The sequence below is a fragment of the Paenibacillus sp. FSL W8-0187 genome (genome assembly GCF_037969755.1).
GTDB lineage: Bacteria > Bacillota > Bacilli > Paenibacillales > Paenibacillaceae > Paenibacillus_AQ.
The window spans coordinates 5,478,387-5,502,626 of the sequence record NZ_CP150206.1 but is presented as its reverse complement, the minus strand read 5'-3'; the positions used below and the strand labels follow the sequence as shown (position 1 = coordinate 5,502,626).

Genomic DNA, 24,240 nt, shown 5'->3' with positions numbered 1-24,240 from the left:
ATATGGGACATTGGACTCTCATCGAATACTTGGAGATTTTTTCAGGAAGACGTGGCCGTTTTATGTATTGTCGGTTTGCTGCCATTTGGTTGCTAACATCATTCACGTGAATTTCCCGAGGGTGCTGGGCAATTTCACGGATGAACTGAAGGATGGTTTATTGTCTGTCGACGGTATCGTGCAGTACAGTTGGACGCTGCTGGGCATCGGTGTCGGCTTCGCCGTCATCGGCGGCATCGGCCAGTTTCTGGTGATGTACACGGGACGGTATTTCGAATTTATGAACCGGCGCCGATTGTTTGTCCACTTTACGGGGCTCAGTGAGCGATTTTATTCCAAGAATGGCGTTGGCAAGCTGCTAAGTTATTTCATGAATGACGTGACGACAGTAAGGGAAGCGATCTCGATGGGGATCAATCAGACGGCAAACTCCTCCATCCTTCTGGTCTCCACGATCGTCATGCTGCTTATAACGAATGTACCGCTGTATCTGGTGGCTGCGAGCATCGCTCCCTTGCTGCTGATTCCGGTAATTGTCGTTTGGCTCGGGCCGATTATCAGGAGAAGATCGCTGCAGGTTCAGGAAGCGCTGGGTTTGATGACAGAATCCGCAGAGGAGCAGTTTGGAGGGATCCGTGTCACCAAGAAGTTCGCGGTGGAAGACACGATGAAACGGCGCTTTGGGACGACGGTGGACCGCATCCGGGACAAGCAGCTGCGGCTGGTTCGCGTGTCATCGCTCTTTCAATCGATCATTCCGTTTCTGGGTGCCGCCTCACTCATTATCGCCCTCTTATTCGGCGGTTATCTGACGATTCTGGGCCGCATTACGGTCGGAAACTTTGTCGCATTGACGCTTTACATCCGCATGCTGATGAATCCGCTGCAGCAGATTGGCAATGTCATTAATGTCGTTCAGCGCGCTAGGGCTTCGCTTGACCGATTGAACGACCTGCTTGGCAAGCAGGCCGACATTAAGGAACTGCCTGGCGCCAAGGCGCTGAATCAGGAGATTCCAGGCATCGAAGTGCGTGATTTATCCTTCTCCTATGATGATGTGAATGGTCAAGAGGAGGGGAACAGACAGGTTCTGCGCGGCATTCAATTGGATGTTCCGTCAGGATCGACGCTGGGCATCATTGGCCGAACGGGAAGCGGCAAGACTACGCTGATGAAGCTGCTGCTGCGTACCTACGATCCACCTCCGGGGAAAGTGCTGATCGGGGGCGTGGATATTCGGAAGCTTACATTAAAAAGCCTGCGCGAAGGGATCGCCTATGTTCCCCAGGACGGCTTCCTGTTCAGCTCGACGATCCGCGAGAATATTGCCTTCTATAAACGGGACACGGATCCGGCTGTCGTTGAGGAAGCGGCACGAAAAGCACGGGTGTATGACAACATCGCGGAGTTTCCGGACAAGTTCGAAACCCGCCTTGGGGAGCGAGGCATTACGCTGTCCGGAGGACAGCGGCAGCGGACAAGCCTTGCACGGGGTATGATTAAGGATGCACCTATCCTCATTCTGGATGATAGTGTAAGCGCCGTCGACGCGGTGACGGAGACCGAAATTATGGAGACGATTCGCGATATCCGCGCTGGGAAGACCACGATCATTATTGCCCACCGGATCAGTGCATTGAAACATGCCGATGAGATCATCGTCCTGGATCAGGGAGAGATCGTTCAGCGGGGTACGCATGAAGAACTGCTGTCGAAGGACGGACTGTACCGAACGCTGCATGACATTCAGGAAGAGGGGATGAAGCATCATGGCACAGGCCATTAACAATTGGCAGCTGGACCAGAAGGCGGGTCTGAATGCCCCTCAGTCCAAGCCCAAATATATATCCACATTTCGTGCTTTATCGGGTTATATGAAGGAATATCGGCTGATCTTTGCCGGGTTTATCGGCTGCACCTTGGTTGCCATATCGGCAGAGCTGCTGCAGCCGTACCTGATGAAAATCGCAATCGATGATAATCTGATGGTCGGCAAGAACGATTTTCGGAGCCTGATGGTCATATGTGGTATCTATTTTTTGTTATCGCTGCTCAGTATGGTGTTCACCTATTTGCAAAATAATTTGCTGCAAAAGGCGGGGCAGAGCATTGTTGCGAGCATTCGCAAACGGCTGTTTGCCCATATATCCAAGCTGTCGATGTCTTATTTCGATAAAGTGCCGAGCGGCAGCTTGATTACGCACGTATCCAGTGATACCGAAGCGATCAATCAGTTTTTTAACCAGGTGCTGCTCAGCCTGTTCCGCGACGGATTCACTTTGATCTTCATTCTGGTCTTGATGTTCCAGCTGGATGTCACGCTGACCTTATACTGCTTGATCCTGCTGCCGATCATTGCGGGGATCGCCATTGCGTTTCGGCGTTATATGCGCCACACCTATCAGATGGCCAGAACAAGGTTATCCCGGCTGGTGGCCTTTGTGGCGGAGAATCTCTCGGGGATGAATCTGATTCAAGTTTTCCATCAGCAGAAGGAGCAGGAGAAGCAGTTCGAGGAACGGAACGGCTCTTACTTCAAGGCCAACATTCGAGAGATCCGGACGAACGTGCTGTTTAACCGCTCCTACGAAATTTTGAACAACTTGGCGATTGCATTCGTGACGTGGCTCGGTGGACAAGCCGTCCTAGGGACAACGCTGGAGTTCGGCGTGCTGTATGCCTTTATAACGTATATCCGTTTATTCTTCCAGCCGATCAACACGATCACCCAGCAGTGGAATACGCTGCAATCGGCAACGGTGGCGATTAACCGGATATGGGGCCTCCTGGCGATTCAGCCTGAGGTTACCGATCAACGCAAGCCGGTGACTATTGAGAAAGCAAAAGTTGAGGGACGCGTTGACTTTGACCGGATCACGTTCGGTTACGAAGGCGGGGCGCCGGTCATTCAGGACCTGGATCTCCATATCAAACCCGGAGAGATGATCGGGATCGTCGGAACCACCGGAGCGGGAAAAAGCTCACTCATCAGTCTCCTATGCCGTTTCTATGATGTGAACGAAGGAAGCATTCGGATTGATGGAATCGACATTAGGGAGCTGGCACAGTCTGATCTGCACCGGATGGTAGGCCTTGTTCAGCAGGAGCCGTATCTCTACTCCGGCACGGTACTGGACAATGTACGGTTGTTTGATGAGACCATCTCGAGGGAACGGGTGATCGAGGCTTGCCGCTTTATCGGTGCGGATTCGATCATCATGAGGATGAAGGAAGGCTATGATACCCGGTTGTCGGAGCGGGGCAGCGGCTTGTCCGCCGGCGAGCGGCAGCTGATCTCCTTTGCCCGGATCATCGTGTTCCAGCCCAAGATTCTCATTCTTGACGAAGCAACCGCCAATCTGGACTCACACACGGAGCAGCTGATCCAGAACGCGCTGCAACTCGTGGCCGAGGGGCGAACGACCCTAGTCATTGCCCATCGCCTATCTACCATCATGGGGGCAGACCGGATTTTAGTCATGAGCAAAGGCCGGATCGTGGAGCAAGGCACGCATCAGGAACTGCTGGACTCCCATGGGTATTATGAAGAGCTGTATCTTCACTCCCAAGGACAGAAGCAGGAGCAGGAGGCTGCCGGTTCATTGTATCGGACAAGATAACAGCTATAAATTCTTCCCAGAGGACGGAGCCTTCATTAGCTCTGTCTTCTTTTTTATGAGGGGCCGATTATGGAAGCAGTAAGTAGTTATAGGGCACTTGTCAACAAGTCAATGAAGTTCAGAGCCGTTCTGGAGACGTGATGATCTCTCAGCCAGATCAAGGCTGTGGAAGCCGCAGCCGGGGTGTCCTTGATTTTGTAAGCATGAACAGAAGCAGGCAAGTGCTGCTTGACCAGCGTTTCGGGAACGATCGCCACCCCAAAACCCGAAGCGACCAAACGCAGCAGCAGCGAAATGTCGGAGCATTCGGCTGCGATGTTCGGCTGGAGTTTCTGTTCCGAGAATGCCATCTGGATCGTATAATACACGCCCAACCCTTCCGTGCTTGGCAGAATGAGCGGATACTGCGCAATATGAGGGAGGGTTATCTCTTGTTCGATGGATGGCTCAGAGGTGAGCATATAAAAAGGCTCCGTCTGCAGATGAAGGATCGAGAAATCATCCAATTCGAGGGGCAGGCGGACGATCGCTAATTCGAGCGACCGGTTTCTCACGAGCTCACAGAGCTGATACGACTCGTTCTGCTGAATTTTATATGAAACTTGGGGATATCTTGCTTTGAACTCCTGCAGCCATGACGGCAGTTCTACCGAAGATAATGTATTGATGCCAAGACTCAGTGCTCCCTTATCACCGTTCCCGACCTCTTTAACCTCGGCTTTGGCCTCTTCCATGAGCTGGGTCATCTGGAGCGCATATTTATACAGCGTTTTACCTGATTCGGTGATTTCGAGCCGCTTGCCTCTACGATATACCAAGACGGACCCGAGCTCTTCCTCCATCGCTTTCAGCTGCTGACTGAGAGGCGGCTGGGAAATATGAAGCCGGTTGGCGGCAAGCGAGATCGTACCTTCCTCCACGATGGCAATAAAATACCGGAGCTGTCTGATGTCCATAGGTTGAAACAATCCTCCCTTGTATATGAAAAACCTTAGTGAATTCAATTTTTTAAGTATTTTTCATATGGTTCTGTCTCATGTTAGCATACCAATATACACGATAGAAAGAGGAGGGAGCATCGAGTGCTGCGTTTATCAGCGATTCTATTGATCCTTTTCCTGTCGGCCTGTCAACCTAATCTGAAGAAAGAAGAGGTGCAGAATATGAATCATGAACTCATTGAATATGCCGAGCAAGGCAATACGGAGCAAGTACGCCAGCTTCTTCAATCCGGCGCAAACATCAATGCGACGGATGAGCAGGGAAGAACAGCGGTAATGGCTGCAACCTACCACAATCATGTCGGAACGGTAGAGGCTTTGATCCAGGCTGGCGCTGATATCAATATTCGAGATAAGCAACTAAATAATGTATTTTTGTATGCCGGTGCAGAAGGAATGATGGAAATTTTGCGGTTGGCGATCGAAGCCGATGCGGATGTGACGTTGACCAACCGTTTTGGCGGGACGGCTCTCATACCGGCCTCCGACCGCGGACATGTAGAGATTGTTCAAGAGCTGCTGACCCGGACCGACATCGATGTGAACCATATTAATAACTTGAACTGGACCGCGCTGCTCGAGGCTGTCATTCTCGGTGACGGCAGTGAGCATTATCAGCGCATCGTGAAGCTGCTGCTGGAGCATGGGGCGGACGCTGGGCTTCCCGACGGAAATGGCGTAACTCCCCTGCAGCATGCCAGGGAGCGGGGATACCAAGAGATCGAGCGCATCTTATTGGACGCTGTAAACGAAGAGCGAGGCAAATAGAAGGCAGGTATAAACGAGAAGGGGATGAACACTATGATCGAACAGAGTAATGCATATTGGCTGCTGCATGTCCGTCTGGAGACGGGTTATCGCTACGAGGATGACGTCGTGATCGGAACCGAAACGGGACTTTTTCATGTGAAAATAGAGAATGAGGCTTTCTCCGAGATCCGCCCTGCGGATGCTTTGCCTGATACGTTATTGCCGACACGGGACATGAACGGGGATCTGATGCTCCCATCATTTAGGGATATGCATATCCACCTGGACAAAACCTATTATGGAGGCCCATGGAGGGCACCGAGACGTCCGGCTCATGGGATCTTCAGCCGAATCGAGGAGGAAGAGAGGCTGCTTCCGGAGCTTCTTCCTACCGCCAAGGAAAGAGCGGAGGGACTGCTTGACCTGTTGCTGCGCTACGGGTCTACGCATATTCGCTCCCATTGCAATGTGGATCCTGTTGTCGGCTTGAGAAATTTAGAGGCCACCTTGCAGGCGGTTGAAGGATACAGGGAAAAAGCTTTTGTTGAGATTGTAGCATTTCCTCAGCACGGCTTGCTTCGCAGCCAGTCCGTATCCCTGGTCAGGGATGCGCTCCGAAACGGTGCAGCGCTGGTTGGGGGCTTGGATCCTACAACGGTGGATGAGAACATGGAGAAATCACTGAACACCGTGATGGAGCTGGCTGTTGAAGCCAACGCCGGCATTGACCTGCACCTGCATGAGTCGTCACATGTTGGGCTGAACACCTTTAAGCGCGTGGCTGACCTTACGGAAGAGGCGGGTTGGAATGGGAGAGTCACGCTCAGCCATGCGCTGGCTTTCGCGGATGTCTCACCAAGCGAAGTAGATGAGGTGGCGATTCGGTTGGCGGATTTGGGCATCTCGGTCACCTCCTCCGTACCGCTTGGCCGAACCATTCCGATTCCGCAGCTGCACCGCCGTGGTGTAGACATCTCGCTTGGGCAAGACAGCATAATGGACCATTGGTCCCCGTTCGGCAAAGGGGATAATCTGGACAAAGCGGGCTTGCTGGCCGAACGTTTCCATATGTCCGATGAGCGTTCCCTCGGACAGGCTCTCGGGTTTATTACCGGAGACGTGACGCCGTTAGACCAGGACGGCCGCTATGCCTGGCCTAACGTCGGGGATGCGGCAGACGCGGTGATTGTAGAAGCCAGCTGCTCCGCAGAAGCCGTTGCCAGACGGTCACGGCGCCGGGCTGTGCTGTTCAAGGGAAAACAGGTTTACGAATCATGATAAAGAAACAGCCGCTGCCTGCCGGACTTTTCCGGTATGCAGCGGCTGTTGTTGGTTATGGGGTTTACAGCTGCTTCGTATCATCATGAGGATCATCCTTGACGCTGCCTGAAGGTCATGTCTCTATTGAGGAACACTTTTGACAACGAACCGGTCTCCTGCCCTGTTCGGATTGGAAGGTATGGAAGTAACGCTTAAATTCTGAAGCATAATGCCTCCGTCATCGGCTGTGAGTTTTGGACTTTTCCCATTGACGCAGCAGCAGGAGAAGGCGACAGGCGATAACCGTGCCATTGTTGCAAGTGCCCCATTGACCTGCGGCGCTTCGACGATCCATTCCGCCGAGGTTTGTGGACCATTGTAACGTTGTAGTGTTCGAAAGATCCAATTTCGTGATACGTTTCGAAGGCAGATTAACCAGTTAGAACCGCTGCGCTTGCTGATGCTGGCATGCATCCGATCCCCCGGCTGAATTGGCAGCGGAATGATCGTAACCGAGGCGGGGAGAATCTCCCACCAGGCATAATAATAAGCCTTACCATCTATGAATTCGTGACCGGTTCCGGTCTGTATCAAATGGCTGTTGCGGAACCCGTCGATTCCGATCCATGCAGAGGAATAGGTCGCCGCACGGCTTGGACGAACAAACGGCACATTCCATTTGGCGGATATCCGTTTGAAGGCCCCTTTTTTTCCTGTGACGCTGTATCCGCTCCAATTGCTTGAAATCCATCCGATGTTACGACGCGGCTTGGCTGAAGTGTCAAGTTGGCATGCGTGATTCCACTTATCTATCATGGGAATCCCCATATCTCCACCGCCTTTACTAGATTGATAGTATATCTAATGAAGAATCGGTAGATTTGGTATGGGTTTTCTGTTAGAAAGTTTGTTTAGATCTTGGTGTACCCATGAAGAGAGCTAGAGGAATCCGGCAATTTCATGGGGCTCGAAATCGTATTTGCTGCCGCAAATATGGCAGACAAGTTCAATCGGTTCTGCTTTCATAACAGCGTACTTCAAATCTTTCTTTTCTAGTGAATGAAGTATGGGGTATAACACTTCTTTTGAACAGCCACAGAAATGTTGAATCGGGATGCTCCCGACAATCTCTATGTCTTTGAAAATCTTGCCGGGTATCTCCATGAGACCGTTGGATTTATCCGCCAAAATGTACTGATGCATTCTGAGCTCCTTTTTTATCTGCTGAATCCGATGCGGGGGGCAGCCGGGAAGAAGTTGAGCCATGATACCTCTTTCCGAATTTCGAAGGTTATATGAGAAGGGCATGGCACCACATGAGGACGAGGTGAGGATATTGGCGAAGATTTGGAGTGAAAAGATGTCGTCATGGGTTCATATAAATGAAGAGTTTATTCATTCAGCAGAGCAGTACTATGCAGAGTATCCGGATGATGCATTATCCTATGGGATGGACGGAGAATTGTACAATTTTATCAAACAAGCGGTGGGCGTTATAACCACAGATGCATGAATTTTGCTTGACGGAACGAAGGTGGAAGTGGGTTCATTCAATTACTTCCAATCGGCCGTGGAAGAGAACGATGATATTACCGTGATCATTTAGGATGAAGCGACAGGCGCAAGTTTTGAATCGGCATTTAATAACATGTGGAACGATGGGGGGCATTCAAGGATTATGGATTATAGCCGCCCCATTCCCGTGATCCCGTCTTAAGGGAGATGCCGTAAGGCAAAAACAAACAGGATCATCGCCCCTAAAGAAGTGATGGTTCGTACATGATTCCATGGCACCCAGCGTCTCAGGTAGTTAATCCATACCTCGCCTCCGGCACCGCTACCTGGGTCAACCGCGGCCAGTGCGTCGTTTAGCGGGACGTTGAACGCCATCGTAACGATGAATCCCGCTAAATAAAGCAGGCTGGCGGCAAGCAAGTACAACGAGCCGGGTTCCCCCCAGCGCATGATGGATAAGACCGCAAGCACGATACTGGTTAATGCAGTACCTGTAAACAATGTGCCGAACAAAGGATTGAGAATGGTTGTATTGATGGACTGCATGGCATGAATCCCCTGTTCATTGGGAATCCGGGCCAGCGCTGTCATTATAAAAGACGAGAAAGCGAAGAACAGCCCGGCTATGAGTCCCGAGCCAGTTACCGAGAATAAAGCCAACAAAAAAATCAAGCGGTCACTCATGGATGGTATACCTCCAATGGCATAGGTTATTACTGGTATGGTTCCAGTCCAGCATGTTCATTTAATTGTTTGTACATACAAATATAATTGGATTTCCAGCAAAAGTAAAGACCTAAATAGGCAGGAACTTAATATCAATCAATAGACTCACATTTATATATTAATATTTTCTATTTCTGGTAATTAGTTGATTACATATCCTGTTATGAAAATAAAGAATACGATCAGAAAATGCAGAAGGAATGGCTGCTATAGGTCGCTTTCATATTGAGCGGCCTATTTGTTACGAAAAAAAGTTCCGAATATCCCCACTATTTTCAAAATAGAGTTATATATACGCTCTCGTAAGCGTATACAAATTTTGGATAATATATCAAATTGCTGCAGCCAAAAGGAGGGATTCGTATGAAGTCAGGCAAGAGGGGTTTTTGGCTAGTAACGACGGCTTTATTAAGCGTTTCTTTGTTATTCGGTTGTACCGGGGGTAAGGGAACCCCAGCCGATACCGGCGATCCGGAGCCGGGAAAGGATGGAGAGACAGCCAAGAAAATCATTACCGTGACGTTTCGGGATGACGGAATCGGCGAGAACGGAGCGTTCTATAAATGGCTCAAGGAACTATCGGCAAGTTACCCCGACAAAAGCGTAGAGATAAAGCCGACACCGATTCAGGCATCGGAAGGCGATTATTTTGCCAAGGTGGCCTTGGCGCTCAAGTCCAAAGATACGGCGCCGGATATTGTGACAGAGGATACCTTTATCCTGAACTCTGATGCAAGCGCAGGCTATCTGGAACCGCTTGACGATAAATTGGCGGCATGGGAAGACTGGGGCAACGGTTCCTTCATTGAAGCGATGAAGAAGGGGGTTACCGCTAGCGATGGCAAGGTGTACGGCGTACCGTACAATACGGATTCCAGGGGCCTCTGGTACAACAAAGACATTTTCAAACAAGCAGGTCTTCCGGAGGATTGGCAGCCTAAGAACTGGGAGGAGGTCTTAAGCGCTGCGCGAACGATCAAGGAGAAGGCGCCTGACGTTGTGCCGATCTGGATGAACATGGGCAAAGCTACAGGCGAAGCAACCTCCATGCAAACCTATGAAATGCTGCTCTACGGAACAGGCGAAAGACTGTATGACGATGCCAGCGGCAAATGGATTACGAAAAGCCAGGGCATTCTCGATGCGCTGACCTTTGTGGAGACGGTCAATAAAGAGAAACTCGGACCGCCGCTCTCCAAAGTATTGAATGGCCAGGCAGGCAACACGGCTTCCCGTGAATACCTGCCGCAGGGCAAGCTGGCGATTTCACTTGATGGCTCATGGATTACGGGCAACTATATGGAATCAGGCGCGGCGCCATGGCCTGAATACAAAGATGTGCTCGGCTTCGCGCCGATGCCGACCAGCCAAGGGCAGGCCCCTGGGTCGATTACGCTAGCCGGAGGGTGGGCGCTGTCGATTCCAAGCAATTCCAAGAACAAAGACGAGGCTTGGGAATTTATCAAATATGCGCTAAACAAGGATAATACGCAGAAGCTTGTTATGTCCTCAGGGAATATCACGGTACGTGCCGATGTTGCCAAGGATCCGGAATATACGAAAATGCCGTTTAACGAAATCGCGACCGAATACCTGCAGAATGCAGAGTTCAGACCGGCGCAGGAGAAGTATCCGGAAGTGTCGACACAGATCCAGACGATGGTAGAGTCCGTGGCAACGGGAACGTCGCCTGCGGATGCCATGAATAAATATGCGCAGGACGTTACCCGCATTGTCGGAGCGGATCATATCGTGGAGAAATAATCGATATACACACAGAACCGGCTTGCTCAAGCGCTCCATTCATTGCGGAGGCTTGGGCAAGCGGTTTTTCAGATCATCTGCATGGAAGGAGAAGACACATGAGCAGTCTGTCCGTGGACGTTTACCCGAAACGAAGAAAAACGTATACCTGGCTCTTTTTTTTGCTTCCTTCAATCGCGATTATGCTCGTGTTTTTTATATATCCGATTCTGTTAACATTCTTCTATTCCTTCACCAACCTGGCGTTAACCGGCGAAGCGGCGAGGGAGCTTAAGTTTATCGGCCTTGACAACTATGCCCGGATGTTTCAGGACCCCACGGTTCGAATCAGTATATGGAACACGCTGGTTTTCCTTATCGGCTCGGCGGTGATCGGGCAGCAGGTGCTGGGATTTCTGATCGCCCTGCTGATGAAGCAGAGGAACAAGACTTTTCGGCGAGTGATTGGAACGATTGTGCTTGCGGGCTGGGTGACGCCCGAGATTGTATGCGCTCTTTGCTTGTACAGCTTCTTCGGGGATGAGGGCACGCTCAATGCAATTATCACTTTTTTTGGATTTTCGGAAGTGACCTGGCTGTTTACCGTCCCGATGCTGACGATCATTCTTGCGAACATTTGGCACGGTACGGCCTTCTCGATGCTGGTATTTCAAGCTGCGCTGGATGATGTGCCTAACGAAATTGAGGAAGCGGCGGTGGTGGATGGAGCCTCCAAGTGGAAAATCTTCACGCGTATCATTATTCCGTACATTAAAAGCACCATTACAACCAACATGATGCTGGTTACGCTGCAGACGCTTGGGGTGTTCGGACTCATCTATGCGATGACCGGGGGCGGTCCGGGCAATTCTACGACGACCCTGCCGATCTTCATGTACAATCAGGCATTTGTGAACTATCAATTAGGCTATGGAACCGCCATTTCGCTGCTGCTGCTGTTGATCGGGATTGTCTTAAGCCTGCTGTATATCAGGTCGATGAAAGAGTAACCAGAGGTGAAATCATATGAATGCCAAACAACGTAAATTAATCTATCGTATTCTGCCGTACGCGATCCTTACGGGGATCGGCATTTGTTTTGTGCTGCCGCTGCTCTGGGTGCTCGTGGCTTCCGTCGATCCGAATGCGATGCAATCGCTGAAGATGCCCAGCAAGGTTACCGGCGCTAACTATGTTGAGGTGATTACCAGCAGCGAGAACCAGCGCGCTTACCTGATTGGTCTGATGATGTCGCTTGGCCAAGCCGTATTGGTTGTTCTTCTGGCGCTGCTTGCAGCTTATCCGCTATCCCGTTATCAGATGAAATATAAGAAACCCTTTATGCTGACCATTCTGTTTATGACATCGCTCCCGATTACGGCTGTGATGGTGCCTGTTTACCAGCTGTTCCTGGGGCTGAAGCTGTATGACAATATTTTGGGCGTCATCTTGTTCTATGTAGCGTCATCCATGCCATACGGGATTTGGATGATGAAGAATTTCATGGATTCCGTGCCGAGCGATCTGGAGGAAGCCGCCTGGGTGGACGGGGCTTCGGTGTTTACGGGAATGCGCAAGGTCGTGGCACCGCTGATGGTTCCGGGTATTTGTACGGTGGCGATATTTACCTTCTCGGGCAGTTGGGGCAATTTCTTCGTCCCGTATATTCTGCTGCAGTCGCCTGAGAAATTCCCGGCTTCCCTGAAGCTCTATCAGTTCTTCGGGCAGTATGGCATGGTTGATTACGGCAGCCTGGCCGCCTTCTCGGTGCTGTACGCCATCCCGGCGATCATCATGTACATTCTCTCCCAGCAATTCATGTCCAAGGGCTTCGGGCTGCAGGGCGGAACGAAAGGATAGGGGAAGCTAACGAATCAGCTGTTGAGTAAACCTCAACAGTTTTTTCTATTGGAAGGATTTGTTATACTCGTCGTGTAGTTACATGAGGGTGTGTATAACGTAGATGCAGTGATATTTTTAGCATGATGAATGGAGGAGTATAAGTTGGGAGTTAAACGCATTGTCGCAAATGTCGCAACGAAGGATGTCGCCGCAGCCAAGACGTTTTATCAAGATGTGCTGGGTCTGGATATGTTAATGGATCATGGCTGGCTCACCACTTATGGCTCGCAGGAGAGGATGAGCATACAGATCAGCTTTGCTTCCGAGGGAGGCAGCGGCACGCCCGTCCCGGATCTGTCGATCGAAGTGGATGAGCTAGAGGCTGTGCTGGATGCGATGAGGCGGGCAGACTTTTCCATTGAATATGGACCGGTTGATGAGCCTTGGGGAGTAAGACGCTTTTTTGTCCGCGATCCGTTCGGGAAGCTGGTCAACATTTTGATGCATCTGTCACATGATTGAGTATACGTGGGTCAAGTCGGTATCTTCGCACTGATGCTTATATGCTACCCAGTACATAAGGATGAGCATATATGATATACTGTTTATAATATAAACAATTATCGATGACATCAGAAGCTAGGATGCAGAAAGGATACACTGTTTATGTCAAACGATCAGAGTATGGATTCGGATATTGGATCCAAGCTGCCCAGAGGGGCGGCTCTTAGCTGGGGATTGGTAAAGCCGCCTCAGCGGGGACCGAAACGGGAGATGAGCCTGTCGCAGATTGTGGAGACGGCTATCGATATCGCCGATAAAGAAGGGCTTTCCGCTGTCTCCATGAATCGAATCGCGTCCTCCTTGGGTTTTACCGCCATGTCGCTGTACCGGTACATTTCCAGCAAGGACGACCTTTTGCTGCTAATGCAGAACGCCGCGTGCGATATTCCCATTCCTCCGGAAGATTCTGCCGACTGGCGCGAGAATATGCGGGCCTACGTCAAATCGACGATGCAGGTATTCCGGGATCACCCCTGGTTTGGAGACATTCCGATTACGGGTATTCCCATTACGCCGAACAATCTGCGATTTATCGATTGGGGTCTGCGGTTCATGACGGATCTCCCGCTGAATGATTATGAGCGGATGTCTTTGATTCTCTTGTTAAGCAATTACGCTAGATCAAGCGGCATGATGCAGCGGGATATGGACCGCGCCATACAGGCAGGCTCCACCCCGGAACAGTTCAGTGGAATCGATTATACGGCAGCGCTGAAACAGCTTATGAAGCCGGATCGGTTTCCGTTCCTGTATCCGGTTGTGATGTCGGGGGTCTATACGGAAGACAACGAGGAAGTGAACCCGATTGGCAATGACATTGATTTCGGGTTAGAACGCATTCTGGACGGCATTGATCATTATCTCCAGACCAAGACACAGCCGGGAAAGTCGGACAAGTAATGATATCGGCCAAAGTTACAGTTACAGGTCGTGGTGGATAAGAGAGTGCAGTAAGAGTGTACAGTAAGAAAGTGCAGTAAGAGTGTGGAGTAAGAGCGTGCGGTAAGAGAGTGCAGTAAGAGTGTGGAGTAAGAGCGTGCGGTAAGAGAGTGCAGTAAGAGTGTACAGTAAGAAAGTGGAGTAAGGGCTTGCCGTAAGAGAGTGCAGTAAAAGCGCGCCGCAGCTGGGTAAAAAAACCGATCCTCGCATGAGGATCGGTTTTTTTTGCTGGTTGATTAGGCCCAAAGCGGATGTTTTATCAAGCGTTGGGTTTGGTTGATATCGTTCCGGGACGGACATGACATCCGCTGGTAGGCAGATGCCATGTCCAGATTGGCTCTTAAAAAAGCATTGCTACATCGTGCGCACTGCTCCATTATGCGCACGGTGCGTGGTCCGGTGCATCCTTGGATAGCTGTCGACCCTATGCATAGTTAGCGTCGACCGGCTTTTCTCTTAAACGTCCACATGCTCCATACCATGGACCCGACAAGGATGAACAGACACCATCCAATTGCCCAGCCGATGTGATCCTGGATGGAACCTCCCATCAGCAACCCGCGAATGGACTCAATGACGGGCGTGATCGGTTGGTTGCTTGCGACCCCTTGCAGCCATGTCGGCATCGTCTCGGTAGGAACGAAGGCGCTGGAGAGGTAGGGGAGGAAGAGCAGTGCAAATCCATAGCTGCTGGCCGCTGCCGGATTGCCTGCAACGAGGCCGATGGCGGCATAAAGCCAAGTGAAGGCAAAGATGAAGAGCGCGATCAAGCCGATGGCGAGAATCCAATCCAGAAGTCCGGCTGAAGGCCTGAATCCAACGAGCAGAGCCACAGCGATAACGACGCCAGTCGCCAGCATGTTTCGAGCAAGGCTGGCTACCACATGTCCTGTAATGACACTCATGCTTTGAATGGGCATGGTCCGGAAGCGGTCAATGATGCCATTGGTCATATCTTGGGAGACATCGACGGCCGTGCTGGACGATCCGAAACCTGCGCATAACAGAATGATTCCCGGCACCACGTAGTCTACATACTGTCCGCTGGGATCAATGGCACCGCCAAATACATAGGTGAACAGCAGCATCAACATGATCGGCAGCATCATTGCCGTAATCATCGCCTCCGCGTTCCGGATGCTGTGACGTAAGCTGCGACCGATAAAAACGCTCTGGGTGACCGCAAAGGACGTTGTTTTTGTGTTCGAAGCTGTTCCTCTCATCATACGATTTCCTCCAATTTTTTGTCGGTTAGCGACAGGAATACATCATCCATATTTGGCCTGTGAAGACTTACGCGCGTCTCGTTCGGTAGCAGGTGAGTGAACTCATGGAGCGTCTGAGCGACGTCCCCGATGCTGCCGCTTGTCGGAATCCTGTGAATCACCTCGTCGTGTTCGTCGCGGAGCTCCAGAACTTCTCCTCCGACACGGGTCTTCAGCTCGGCCGGACTTCCCTCAGCAACGACTCGCCCGCCATCCAGGACCGCGATCCGGTCCGCGAGCTGATCCGCTTCCTCCAAATACTGCGTGGTCAGCAGTATGGTGATACCTTGGCTCTTCAACTGCAGAATGATATCCCACAGGGTACGACGGCTGCGTGTATCCAGTCCCGTGGTTGGTTCATCCAGGAACAGCACGGGCCGCGGCACAACAAGGCTGATGGCAAGATCAAGTCTTCTCTTCATCCCGCCCGAATACGTCTTCACGCGCTTGGCGGCAGCAGCTGCGAGATCGAATTGTTCGAGCAGTTCTGCAGTTCGCAGGCGCGCTTCCGCTGCGGATAGACCGGACAGCCTGCATATCATCCGCAGGTTCTCTTCCGCGGTCAGCACTTCGTCAACGGCAGCGAATTGGCCGGTCAGACTGATGGACTGCTGCACATCCTGCTTGTGATGGCGGAGATCAAATCCGTTAATCCTCACGCTGCCGGCATCGGGCGCTACCAAGGTCGACAGGATGTTGATCAAGGTTGTTTTGCCGGCCCCATTAGGACCAAGAAGAGCAAATACGTTTCCTTGCGGCACGCTCAGGTCGATCCCGTCCAGCACGGTTTGGTGCCCAAAGCTTTTGCGAAGTTGCCGAATCTCAACAGCATAGTTACTCATTGTCAGCACATCTCCCTTAATTAATTGTATATATAATAAACAGTTTAATTGATAATTAGTATATAGAATAAACAGTTAATGTGCAATACGATTTTTTTGCGTTTGGAATTGCATGATGATAACAGGAGGATAGGGTGTCGGGGGATAAAAAAGAGCCTGACGCGATGTAACAAAACATCAAGTCAGGCTCTTATAGGGATTAGTTCATAGTATATGCGATCTTATCGTTACGAACGATCCGATTCGTCATAAAGCTCCAGTTCAATGACGGTATTGCGTTTGTCGGGGAGCGGATAAGTGAAGTGTTCAGGACGCGCGAAATTCACAAATGCGTCCTCGATGAATTCCGCTGCGCTCCATGGGCGGCTGAGGAACAATTCGTATCCGTCCGCGAGCAGACGGGCCTTCTTCACCTTGTCGGCCATGCCGATGAGATTGATCGGTCCGATGGACTCCTCAAAGACGTGGGCGTACAGCTTATTGCCTTTTTGGGTGTACCGACCCCAATCCGGCTTCGGATAATCGGCGGCCGCACAGCCATAGATACTGTCGCCGTTCTTGCTCATCCAGTCACCGATTTCCTCCAACACGTCAAGGCTCTCCTTAGGGATGACGCCCCTCGCGTCAGGCCCGACGTTCAGCAGCATGTTGCCGTTCTTGCTAACGCATTCCACCAGTTTGCGGATGATCGTGGTTGCCGATTTGTAATTGCGGTCGGCGGCTGCATAGCCCCAATTGTTATTCAGTGTAATGCAGGCTTCCCATGGGATCGGGGCACCTGTCTGATCCACGACGCCGTGCGGCGGAATGATCTGTTCAGGTGACGCGAAATCTCCACTGTAAACGGAAGGATCGGTAGTATAGATGCTGCCGCCGCTCTCGCCGCTGCCTTCGAGCCGGTTGTCGATGAGAATGTGCGGCTGCAGCTCGCGGATCATCTTCATCAGCTCGGTGGCGCGCCACACTTCGCCGCGCATGTTACCATAGGAGAAGTCAAACCACATAATATCGAGCTTACCGTAGCCTGTCAGCAGCTCTCGAACCTGCCCGTGCATGTAATCCAGGTATCGGTCGAAGTTTTTCGGATCGCGCTTGAAGGCTTCGTTGGCGCGCATCGGGTGAATGCGGTCCCCATAGGCCGGATAGTCCTCATGGTACCAGTCGATCAGCGAGAAGTAGAGGCCGACTTTAAGGCCTTCTTCACGGAAAGCTTCCAGAAACTCCTGCACGAGGTCCCGCCCGGCTTTGGTATTCGTTGATTTATATTCCGTCAGCTTGCTGTCGAACAAGCAGAATCCGTCATGGTGCTTGGCCGTCAGCACCGCATATTTCATGCCTGCTTTTTTGGCCGCTTTGGCCCACTCCCGCGGATTATAGTCAACGGGATCAAATTCATCGAAATAGGTCTGATAGTCTTCGATGCTCATCTGTTCCGAGCTTCGGAGCCATTCGCCTCTGGCTGGGATCGAGTAGAGCCCCCAGTGGATGAACATGCCGAAACGGTCGTTCTGGAACCATTGCACACGCTGGTTTCGTTCCTGGATGACTTGATTGGTTGGAGTAGTTGTTGTCATGGATTCAAACCTCCGATTCTTGGAATTGTCGAGTTTGATTTTAACAAGAATGTGTTAGTATGAATAGATAATTACTTAACTCTGACGGGTATTATAATAACTTTAGAGGATAATCGAAGATGAAGAATGAACGAAATGAACATGAAGCCATTCAGCAGATGCTCCTGAATATGCAGGTTCAGATCTGGGAGGCTGAAAGAACGCAGTGCTGGCCGGAGTGGAAGGAATTCGACTACACCGTGTCTTACAACAAGCTCTATTTTATCCTGGATGGGGAAGGATGGGTGAAAATCGGCGATGAGGAGCTGTATCCCGTTCCGGGTCAATTGGTTCTGATGCCGGCACGGACCAGGCAATCCTACTCTGTCATCAGCGGCCGCCCCTATCTTAAATATTGGTCGCACTTCTCGGCGACCGTAGGTGATTCCGATGTATTTTCCTGGCTGAACGTTCCCTATTGCTATGATTTATCGGAGAACGCGGAGATTCCGTCATTATTCCAGCAGCTGGTGGATGCGCATCGTACCGGTACCATCGCCGCGCGGTTAAAGGAAAAGTCGGTGATGCTGGACATCCTGTCCCGAGTGTTCGAGCACCAGCACCCGCAGATTCATACGGACAAAATGGAAGATATGGGCAGGCTCCACAAAGTGCAGCAGTACATTAAGAATCACCTGCATGAGGAGATTACGCTGGAGCAGATGGCGGGGACGCTGCATTTGCATCCGAATTATTTTATTAAGTACTTTAAACGCCATTTTGGGATCACGCCGCAGAAATATTTAAGCCTCAAACGAATGGAGCAGGCCAAACTCATGCTGAGAACGACCCCTCTGAGCATCAAAGAAATTGCGGACGCAACCGGCTTTGAATCGGCGAACTATTTCTCGAAGACGTTTCGTAAAGAGGTTGGTTACAGCCCCTCGGAATACCGGAACAATATATAGCAAAAAAAGAGGCTGTCCCTGAATTTCGATTCGGGGACAGCCTCTATTCTTCTGATCAGGTATATCTAAAAACCTTTTCCTCCAAGCGGTTTAAGCTTGAGCGGCTCCGCGCCGGCGATCAGCGGCCGTCCGCGCTGGAGCAGCTCGGACGTATCGGCTCCCTGCAATGAAGCGGCATGCGCGTCTTGGCTGCTCCACAATTCCGTGACCCAGACGGCATTCGGATCGCTGTCCGAAACGTTGACGATATAGAGTTCACAATCTTTGTTATCGCTAAGCATCGCTGCTGCTTCGAGCAGGATCTCTGCAAGTTCATCCCGTTTGCCGGGATGGGCAATCAGCTTTCCGTACATCGCGAATTTCTCCATCGGGTTCACCCTTCCTTTTTGGTCATGTCGCTTAACATGCGTTCGTAATGGAGCGCCATGCTTGTCGTGATTTCTGACAGTTTCAGAACAAGAGAAGCGGGCTCCAGAATGGTTAAAGATTTGCCATATGGGAGAAGAAAATAGGGAACATAGGACGTCAGTGAAGACGTATCCATTCGGAAATGAGCTTCTCCATCACAGCGTTTCACAAGCGTATGTCCAAATAACCAATGCTGACTTAATTCATTCAGAACATGCTCGTGACCTTGGATGACGACTTGGACCAGTGGTTCATGGCTGCCTTGATCGGGCAGCAGACTGCCAAGCAGTACATCCTTGGCCGAAAAATCAGCGGGCCGTTCAAATCCATGCTCTGTCAGCTCCAGCTCGATGATCCGATCCACGCGAAAATTGCGAATCTCTTGACGCAGATGGCAGAAGCCCGCAGCATACCATTGACCCTTCCAGTGGATGATGCCGTAGGGATCGAAGTCTCGGGTAACGCTGGCGCCTTCCCTGCCCTTCGAATACATCATCTTCAGGGTTTGTCCTTGCGCCGCGGCACGTTCAAGTGTCTGAAGCAGCGGTCGCAGTCCCTTATGAGTAGGAGGCTGCAAAACCGAGATGCCGCTGCTGTGCCGTTCGATCTGATGAAGCTGCTCCTCGTTTGTATAAAGCTTCAGCTTGTCGATCGCCCGCTGCAGTGCGTCCGTGAACGGATAGCCGCTTTCTTTGGCAAAGATCGAGGCATGCACCAATGCCTTCTGCTCTTCTGCATCAAACATCAGCGGGGATTCGGCAAACTGTCCGAGGATCCGAAAGCCGCCGTTCGGCCCGGAATCGGCGATGATGGGCGCGCCGCTGGCGCATAACGAATCGATGCAGCGGTACACCGTTCGAACATGGATTTCCAGCTCATCGGCGATTTGCTGCGCGGTCATCTTCTTGCCCGAGCGGAGCATCCATAGGATCGACAGCATATTATCCGCTTTGGACATCTAGATTCGCTCCTTCCAGATGGGATGATCCCGAATGTTTGCTTTTAAGTAGATTGTATCTTTTCTACACGAGTGGGTCCATTCCCTTGTCGATCCAGGAATCGTAAGTCGGACCGTAGAGCTCGGGAATCCGCAGTCCGGCTTGTCTCATCAGCACCGTCATCTGTCCGCGGTGATGGGCTTGATGAACCAGGGTAAAATGCAGGAATGCCGCATTTGCCCAAGGCTCTCCGTCGAAATCACGGGTAGCGCGAAGATCCTCCTCGCTCCACTGCGACTGCACCGCATCCAGAAAGGCATGCCGGATCCGGCGGTAACTGTGCTGAATCTCGGCGGCGGAACCCGGGATTTCCTGCTCGCGAGATGGTGCCTCAAATTGCAAACCGAGCATGGTCATGTACTGAATCGACATCACCAAATGCCATGCCAGCTGACCGAGCGTGCGATGCTGATCCGTCATGGCGGTTTTGAGCGAATCGTCGGTTAATGCGTCCATGACTTGTTCCGTAATCCGTGCCTCTTTTAACCATTCTGTCGTAAAATCCTCTATGCTCATGTTCATGTGTAAACCCTCGCTTTATATTAGGATGGATGCTGTAAGTCGAGTTTATTACATCATTCCTGACAATTACGGTCAGTGATTATGAGGCGCAACGAATTTATTTATTCCAGTGCTTAGCCGGAAATTATCTGCATGGTCTAATGAACCCTCTTCCTTTATAATGTATGAGATTTAAAGATCGTGCAGGTTATCGAATATAGGGGGTGTGCAGCATGCAGGACGCGATTCGCGAAATCCCGGGGGCAGATAAATGGATGACCGTTCAAACGGTTGACAAGGGCTGGTCGGCAGATCGTAAATTTTATGTTCAGGATACGGAAGGCCAGGAGTGGCTTCTCCGATTATCCGACATCTCTCAATATGAGCGAAAGCGGTGGGAGTTTGAAGCGGTAAAAAAGCTTGATTCTATCGAAATGCGTACGTCTCGCCCGATTGATTTTGGCGTATGCCATGATGGCAGGCAAGTATTTTCCCTGTTTACATGGGTTCCGGGAGAAGATGCAAGGGATGCGATTCCATTGCTGGATTCTCAGGAGCAGTACCGGCTTGGCGTTCGGGCAGGCCAATATTTGAGCGAAATGCATCGCATTCCGGCTGAAAGCAGCTTTGATACGTGGGCGGATTATTATAATTCCAAAATGGATAGGTACATCAAAAATTATAAGAACTGTGGCATCCAGCTCGCAGGTGCTGAGAACATCATTCGTTTTATGGAGGAGCATCGGTATTTACTTGATGAGCGGCCCCGTGCTTTTCAGCATGGGGATTATCATGTCGGCAATATGGTGGTTACTCCTGAAGGTGAGCTGGGCATCATCGATTTCAACCGGGCGGATTATGGTGACCCTTGGGAGGAGTTTAATCGGATTACGTGGGATGCTGCGATTAGCCCGTGGTTCGCTTCCGGTCGTATTCACGGATATTTTCAAGGATGTGAGGTACCGGATTCATTTTTCAGATTAATGGCACTTTATATCGCGAGCAATCAGATTTCCTCAATTCATTGGGCGATTCCATTTGGAGAGCAGGAAGTGGAGGTTATGGTGAATCAGGCTCAAGAGGTGCTGAACTGGTATGAGGGGTTCCAGACGCATATGCCCAACTGGTATAAACCAATGCCGAGGTCGTCTTAAACCAACGCTGCTAGGATAGCAATCCAGAAGAATTTTTCGGTGATGCTGCATGATACAATGACATCAAATCCCAAAAGGAGGTTTGTACTCATGTCATCAGCGGATATTCAGTTTGTCGGCGGAAACAATATTGCCCTTAAAATTCCGAAGTACAAGTATGAGGAAACCGTGCATTTTTACAAAGAGGTTTTGCGGCTGCCTTATTTGGGCTTCAAGGATGGTTCACACCTCTTTCAGCACGGCCCGAACAATTTATGGCTGGATTGCATGACTCACTATGCTCAGCAGGATGTCTGGTTAGAGGTCACTACGGATCATCCCGAGACCGCCGCTTCATATTTGAGAGAACATCAGGTGGATCGCAGGGATGAGGTGGAGGTTTACGAGAACTCGCGAGGCTACTGGATATCCGATCCGTGCGGAACGATCATCCGGGTGAATCCCAGAAAAGCGAATGAATAGACAGCCTACCCGGCGAATATGTTAGCCGTTGACGACACGCATCCCTTGAGACTTGAGGTCATGTCGAAGCGTCCAACACTCATCCGGGAAGATTTTAACCTCACTCACTAAGTTTCATGAACCGGGACACAAAATCACTAATTTCCATGAAACGGGACACAAAAAACCAAGCACTTCCTATCCAATCCAAAGGTTGTGACAGGGAATGTTTGGTTTATTCTTGTAGCTTTGAATTGATGCTACGGCTTCAGAACTACCTTGGTGCAGTCTTCTTCATGATCGCTAAATATCCGATAGGCATCGCTTGCATGTTCCAGTGGAAGCCGGTGGGATACAATTTCGGTTGGATCGAATTCCCCGGCGGTGATCTTCCTGAACAGCTCCGGCATATAATGGATGACAGGGGCTTGTCCCATGGTAAGGGTAATGTTTCGTTCAAAAATATGGCCCAGCGGGAACATGTTGTACAATGAACCGTACACGCCGGTCAGCTGAACGGTGCCGAATTTGCGAACGGCATCGAAGGCAATATCCATTGCGCTTAACGTTCCGCCTTGGAGCTTCAGCTTTTGACCAATGGCTTCCATGGTTGACTTCTTCCCGTCCATGCCAACGCAGTCGATCACAATATCCGTGCCGCCCTTAGTGATCTCGCGGATGTACGCGCCCATATCATCATAGTCTTCAAAATTGTAGATCTCAACATTGTTCATCCGCTTTGCTTTTTGCAGCCGGTAGGGAAGGCGGTCCACGGCGATTACCCGTTTAGCCCCCTTCATCCAGGCGAATTTTTGGGTCATCAGACCGACCGGTCCACAGCCGAGCACCGTCACAGTATCACCTGGCTTAACGCTGGCATTTTCCACGCTCCAATAGGCAGTAGGCAGAACATCGGACAAGAAGAGAAGGGCCTCATCCTCCAATTCGCATGACTCCGGGATGACAAACGGCATAAAGTTCCCGTACGGCACGCGCAGATATTCAGCCTGCCCTCCAGGATAGTTACCATAGCGTTCGGTGTAACCCAGGTATCCACCGGTATGGACATCCGGGATGCCATTGGAATTGTCGCATTGACTTTCCATATCATGATTGCAATAGTAGCAGTGGCCGCAAGAAACATTGAACGGAAGAACGACGCGGTCGCCTTTTTTTACGCGGGTTACGTTAGCACCGATCTCTTCTACGATCCCCATGGGCTCATGGCCGATCACGAAATCTTTAGACGTGGGCATAGTCCCGAGGTATATATGAAGATCGGAACCGCAAATGGCTGTAGAGGTGATGCGGACGATAATATCATCCTGTGTCTGAAGGGATGGATCCTGCACGTCTTTGACCTGAATGTCTTTTGCGCCTTGAAATGTGACTGCTCTCATTTGTTCCCTCCTCATGCGATGTACATATGTTCTCTTTTTAATACCCGATATGCACTTTTATTAACATCCCCCTCGCTATTTATGCATATGCGCTGCTACGCGCAAAAACATAGTTTGTTTGAAGAACGGTCGATGCTATAGTCACGGTGTTAACCGAGCCCGATGGCAAGTGTGTTAAATGTATACTTTCGGGCTTACCGGACATAGGACGGTGATAACTGCTGGTTCGATAAGTGGATACTTTCGGATTCTAACGGACACAGGATCCGTTATTTGATCCGATAAGAGCTAAACTGGGATTCTAGCGGACATGAGGTACGTTATTTGCATAAAAACTCCGTTTTTTCGCGGCGAAAGGGTTGAATAACGGACTTGGTGTCCGTTAGGATAAGAAAATCGTCTGAATCGTGCAAATAGCGGATCTGTGGTCCGTTAGATGCGGCTTATTGTAATAGTGTGGCTTGTTGGTGATAGCAGCGGCTTGTTGCTGATGAAATTACCTGTTTGGGGATAGAGCCAGTAACAAGTTTTTGTAGGACACACCCCATGGCCAATTTTCTTCGGTAAACCGAAGCCGCAGTCCGATGGTCGGTATGTGGATGGCATAAGGGACTTTTCTTAAAAATAAAGAACGCGTATTGGCAGGGATTCGGTTATCCCGCCATACGCGTTCTTTTTTAGGATCTTTACGATTACTCTTTGGGCTTTCCTTCCCGCGTGAAGGTCGCGGTGTCCAGGTGATGTTGGCGT

Annotated in this window: 24 protein-coding genes; 13 read left to right on the top strand and 11 right to left on the bottom strand. The window is 50.7% G+C overall.

Going from position 1 to position 24,240, the window contains the following annotated elements; genetic code table 11:
- The first annotated feature begins 10 nt into the window (after positions 1-10).
- Both MKY48_RS24835 and MKY48_RS24830 read left to right on the top strand, forming a co-directional pair.
- On the top strand, positions 11-1,786 hold the full coding sequence (locus MKY48_RS24835) for an ABC transporter ATP-binding protein (protein WP_339291429.1): 1,776 nt from the start codon (positions 11-13) through the stop codon (positions 1,784-1,786).
- Positions 1,770-3,620, top strand: a complete 1,851-nt coding sequence (locus MKY48_RS24830) for an ABC transporter ATP-binding protein (protein ID WP_339291427.1) — start codon at positions 1,770-1,772, stop codon at positions 3,618-3,620. Before MKY48_RS24835 ends, MKY48_RS24830 begins: the two co-directional genes overlap by 17 nt.
- 86 nt (positions 3,621-3,706) lie before the next feature.
- On the opposite strand, the gene MKY48_RS24825 is transcribed toward MKY48_RS24830, so the two are convergent.
- On the bottom strand, positions 3,707-4,576 hold the full coding sequence (locus tag MKY48_RS24825; RefSeq protein WP_215158856.1) for a LysR family transcriptional regulator: 870 nt from the start codon (positions 4,574-4,576) through the stop codon (positions 3,707-3,709).
- 207 nt (positions 4,577-4,783) lie between these two features.
- On the opposite strand from MKY48_RS24825, the gene MKY48_RS24820 reads away from it, so the two are divergent.
- Together MKY48_RS24820 and MKY48_RS24815 are read left to right on the top strand one after the other, a co-directional pair.
- Positions 4,784-5,389: an ankyrin repeat domain-containing protein gene (locus tag MKY48_RS24820; RefSeq protein WP_339293554.1), complete on the top strand. Its 606-nt coding sequence runs from the start codon at positions 4,784-4,786 to the stop codon at positions 5,387-5,389.
- 33 nt (positions 5,390-5,422) lie between these two features.
- Positions 5,423-6,649 carry an amidohydrolase gene (locus tag MKY48_RS24815; protein WP_339291426.1) on the top strand — a complete coding sequence of 409 codons (1,227 nt, stop codon included), beginning with the start codon at positions 5,423-5,425 and terminating at the stop codon, positions 6,647-6,649.
- 123 nt (positions 6,650-6,772) lie between these two features.
- On the opposite strand, the gene MKY48_RS24810 is transcribed toward MKY48_RS24815, so the two are convergent.
- Together MKY48_RS24810 and MKY48_RS24805 are read right to left on the bottom strand one after the other, a co-directional pair.
- On the bottom strand, positions 6,773-7,459 hold the full coding sequence (locus tag MKY48_RS24810) for a G1 family glutamic endopeptidase (protein WP_339291424.1): 687 nt from the start codon (positions 7,457-7,459) through the stop codon (positions 6,773-6,775).
- 111 nt (positions 7,460-7,570) lie between these two features.
- On the bottom strand, positions 7,571-7,897 hold the full coding sequence (locus MKY48_RS24805; RefSeq protein WP_339291422.1) for an Hsp33 family molecular chaperone HslO: 327 nt from the start codon (positions 7,895-7,897) through the stop codon (positions 7,571-7,573).
- A 40-nt stretch (positions 7,898-7,937) separates the two neighbouring features.
- On the opposite strand from MKY48_RS24805, the gene MKY48_RS24800 reads away from it, so the two are divergent.
- On the top strand, positions 7,938-8,144 hold the full coding sequence (locus MKY48_RS24800) for a hypothetical protein (protein ID WP_339291420.1): 207 nt from the start codon (positions 7,938-7,940) through the stop codon (positions 8,142-8,144).
- A 200-nt stretch (positions 8,145-8,344) separates the two neighbouring features.
- Here the strand turns inward: MKY48_RS24800 and MKY48_RS24795 are convergent, their stop codons facing one another.
- Positions 8,345-8,830 carry an anthrone oxygenase family protein gene (locus tag MKY48_RS24795; RefSeq protein WP_339291419.1) on the bottom strand — a complete coding sequence of 162 codons (486 nt, stop codon included), beginning with the start codon at positions 8,828-8,830 and terminating at the stop codon, positions 8,345-8,347.
- A 405-nt stretch (positions 8,831-9,235) separates the two neighbouring features.
- Between MKY48_RS24795 and MKY48_RS24790 the strand changes: the two genes are divergently transcribed.
- The 5 genes from MKY48_RS24790 (at position 9,236) to MKY48_RS24770 (ending at position 13,921) form a co-directional block, all read left to right on the top strand.
- Positions 9,236-10,636: an ABC transporter substrate-binding protein gene (locus MKY48_RS24790; protein WP_339291418.1), complete on the top strand. Its 1,401-nt coding sequence runs from the start codon at positions 9,236-9,238 to the stop codon at positions 10,634-10,636.
- A gap of 98 nt (positions 10,637-10,734) precedes the next feature.
- The gene (locus MKY48_RS24785; protein WP_076324156.1) at positions 10,735-11,625 is read left to right on the top strand and encodes a sugar ABC transporter permease; all 891 of its coding nucleotides are present in this window, start codon (positions 10,735-10,737) and stop codon (positions 11,623-11,625) included.
- Between the two features lie 16 nt (positions 11,626-11,641).
- Positions 11,642-12,475 (top strand): carbohydrate ABC transporter permease, encoded by an 834-nt coding sequence (locus tag MKY48_RS24780; protein WP_339291416.1) that lies wholly within the window; start codon positions 11,642-11,644, stop codon positions 12,473-12,475.
- Positions 12,476-12,619: 144 nt separating this feature from the next.
- The gene (locus tag MKY48_RS24775; RefSeq protein ID WP_127591679.1) at positions 12,620-12,979 is read left to right on the top strand and encodes a VOC family protein; all 360 of its coding nucleotides are present in this window, start codon (positions 12,620-12,622) and stop codon (positions 12,977-12,979) included.
- A 144-nt stretch (positions 12,980-13,123) separates the two neighbouring features.
- Positions 13,124-13,921, top strand: coding sequence for a TetR/AcrR family transcriptional regulator (locus MKY48_RS24770; RefSeq protein ID WP_339267013.1), 798 nt, complete (start codon positions 13,124-13,126; stop codon positions 13,919-13,921).
- Positions 13,922-14,394: 473 nt separating this feature from the next.
- On the opposite strand, the gene MKY48_RS24765 is transcribed toward MKY48_RS24770, so the two are convergent.
- From MKY48_RS24765 to MKY48_RS24755, 3 genes are all read right to left on the bottom strand, one after another.
- Positions 14,395-15,186, bottom strand: a complete 792-nt coding sequence (locus MKY48_RS24765; RefSeq protein ID WP_339291413.1) for an ABC transporter permease — start codon at positions 15,184-15,186, stop codon at positions 14,395-14,397.
- Positions 15,183-16,067, bottom strand: a complete 885-nt coding sequence (locus MKY48_RS24760; RefSeq protein WP_339291411.1) for an ATP-binding cassette domain-containing protein — start codon at positions 16,065-16,067, stop codon at positions 15,183-15,185. Before MKY48_RS24760 ends, MKY48_RS24765 begins: the two co-directional genes overlap by 4 nt.
- Positions 16,068-16,294: 227 nt before the next feature.
- A complete protein-coding gene (locus MKY48_RS24755) occupies positions 16,295-17,641 on the bottom strand; it encodes an alpha-L-fucosidase (RefSeq protein ID WP_339291409.1) in 1,347 nt (448 codons plus the stop codon).
- Positions 17,642-17,760: 119 nt separating this feature from the next.
- On the opposite strand from MKY48_RS24755, the gene MKY48_RS24750 reads away from it, so the two are divergent.
- Positions 17,761-18,588 (top strand): AraC family transcriptional regulator, encoded by an 828-nt coding sequence (locus tag MKY48_RS24750; RefSeq protein ID WP_076324149.1) that lies wholly within the window; start codon positions 17,761-17,763, stop codon positions 18,586-18,588.
- A 65-nt stretch (positions 18,589-18,653) separates the two neighbouring features.
- Here the strand turns inward: MKY48_RS24750 and MKY48_RS24745 are convergent, their stop codons facing one another.
- The 3 genes from MKY48_RS24745 to MKY48_RS24735 form a co-directional block, all read right to left on the bottom strand.
- Positions 18,654-18,956, bottom strand: coding sequence for an antibiotic biosynthesis monooxygenase (locus MKY48_RS24745; RefSeq protein ID WP_100538611.1), 303 nt, complete (start codon positions 18,954-18,956; stop codon positions 18,654-18,656).
- Between the two features lie 5 nt (positions 18,957-18,961).
- Positions 18,962-19,954, bottom strand: a complete 993-nt coding sequence (locus MKY48_RS24740; RefSeq protein ID WP_339291408.1) for a YafY family protein — start codon at positions 19,952-19,954, stop codon at positions 18,962-18,964.
- A 64-nt stretch (positions 19,955-20,018) separates the two neighbouring features.
- Positions 20,019-20,516 carry a DinB family protein gene (locus MKY48_RS24735; protein ID WP_339291406.1) on the bottom strand — a complete coding sequence of 166 codons (498 nt, stop codon included), beginning with the start codon at positions 20,514-20,516 and terminating at the stop codon, positions 20,019-20,021.
- 212 nt (positions 20,517-20,728) lie between these two features.
- On the opposite strand from MKY48_RS24735, the gene MKY48_RS24730 reads away from it, so the two are divergent.
- Positions 20,729-21,649 carry a phosphotransferase family protein gene (locus MKY48_RS24730; protein ID WP_339291405.1) on the top strand — a complete coding sequence of 307 codons (921 nt, stop codon included), beginning with the start codon at positions 20,729-20,731 and terminating at the stop codon, positions 21,647-21,649.
- 90 nt (positions 21,650-21,739) lie between these two features.
- Positions 21,740-22,111: a hypothetical protein gene (locus tag MKY48_RS24725; protein ID WP_339266998.1), complete on the top strand. Its 372-nt coding sequence runs from the start codon at positions 21,740-21,742 to the stop codon at positions 22,109-22,111.
- A gap of 239 nt (positions 22,112-22,350) precedes the next feature.
- Here MKY48_RS24725 and MKY48_RS24720 read toward each other — a convergent pair whose 3' ends face one another.
- A complete protein-coding gene (locus MKY48_RS24720; RefSeq protein WP_339291404.1) occupies positions 22,351-23,490 on the bottom strand; it encodes a zinc-dependent alcohol dehydrogenase in 1,140 nt (379 codons plus the stop codon).
- Positions 23,491-24,240: the final 750 nt, after the last annotated feature.

Bases quoted from the DNA above. Each gene is read 5' to 3' on its own strand.
- MKY48_RS24785 (WP_076324156.1), top strand. From the start codon at position 10,735: ATGAGCAGTCTGTCCGTGGACGTTTACCCGAAACGAAGAAAAACGTAT.
- MKY48_RS24730 (WP_339291405.1), top strand. From the start codon at position 20,729: ATGCAGGACGCGATTCGCGAAATCCCGGGGGCAGATAAATGGATGACC.
- MKY48_RS24720 (WP_339291404.1), bottom strand. From the start codon at position 23,490: ATGAGAGCAGTCACATTTCAAGGCGCAAAAGACATTCAGGTCAAAGAC.
- MKY48_RS24795 (WP_339291419.1), bottom strand. From the start codon at position 8,830: ATGAGTGACCGCTTGATTTTTTTGTTGGCTTTATTCTCGGTAACTGGC.
- MKY48_RS24740 (WP_339291408.1), bottom strand. From the start codon at position 19,954: ATGTCCAAAGCGGATAATATGCTGTCGATCCTATGGATGCTCCGCTCG.
- MKY48_RS24820 (WP_339293554.1), top strand. From the start codon at position 4,784: ATGAATCATGAACTCATTGAATATGCCGAGCAAGGCAATACGGAGCAA.
- MKY48_RS24800 (WP_339291420.1), top strand. From the start codon at position 7,938: ATGGCACCACATGAGGACGAGGTGAGGATATTGGCGAAGATTTGGAGT.
- MKY48_RS24830 (WP_339291427.1), top strand. From the start codon at position 1,770: ATGGCACAGGCCATTAACAATTGGCAGCTGGACCAGAAGGCGGGTCTG.
- MKY48_RS24770 (WP_339267013.1), top strand. From the start codon at position 13,124: ATGTCAAACGATCAGAGTATGGATTCGGATATTGGATCCAAGCTGCCC.
- MKY48_RS24780 (WP_339291416.1), top strand. From the start codon at position 11,642: ATGAATGCCAAACAACGTAAATTAATCTATCGTATTCTGCCGTACGCG.
- MKY48_RS24790 (WP_339291418.1), top strand. From the start codon at position 9,236: ATGAAGTCAGGCAAGAGGGGTTTTTGGCTAGTAACGACGGCTTTATTA.
- MKY48_RS24725 (WP_339266998.1), top strand. From the start codon at position 21,740: ATGTCATCAGCGGATATTCAGTTTGTCGGCGGAAACAATATTGCCCTT.
- MKY48_RS24815 (WP_339291426.1), top strand. From the start codon at position 5,423: ATGATCGAACAGAGTAATGCATATTGGCTGCTGCATGTCCGTCTGGAG.
- MKY48_RS24760 (WP_339291411.1), bottom strand. From the start codon at position 16,067: ATGAGTAACTATGCTGTTGAGATTCGGCAACTTCGCAAAAGCTTTGGG.
- MKY48_RS24735 (WP_339291406.1), bottom strand. From the start codon at position 20,516: ATGAACATGAGCATAGAGGATTTTACGACAGAATGGTTAAAAGAGGCA.
- MKY48_RS24750 (WP_076324149.1), top strand. From the start codon at position 17,761: ATGAAGAATGAACGAAATGAACATGAAGCCATTCAGCAGATGCTCCTG.
- MKY48_RS24825 (WP_215158856.1), bottom strand. From the start codon at position 4,576: ATGGACATCAGACAGCTCCGGTATTTTATTGCCATCGTGGAGGAAGGT.
- MKY48_RS24745 (WP_100538611.1), bottom strand. From the start codon at position 18,956: ATGGAGAAATTCGCGATGTACGGAAAGCTGATTGCCCATCCCGGCAAA.
- MKY48_RS24755 (WP_339291409.1), bottom strand. From the start codon at position 17,641: ATGACAACAACTACTCCAACCAATCAAGTCATCCAGGAACGAAACCAG.
- MKY48_RS24810 (WP_339291424.1), bottom strand. From the start codon at position 7,459: ATGGGGATTCCCATGATAGATAAGTGGAATCACGCATGCCAACTTGAC.
- MKY48_RS24765 (WP_339291413.1), bottom strand. From the start codon at position 15,186: ATGATGAGAGGAACAGCTTCGAACACAAAAACAACGTCCTTTGCGGTC.
- MKY48_RS24805 (WP_339291422.1), bottom strand. From the start codon at position 7,897: ATGGCTCAACTTCTTCCCGGCTGCCCCCCGCATCGGATTCAGCAGATA.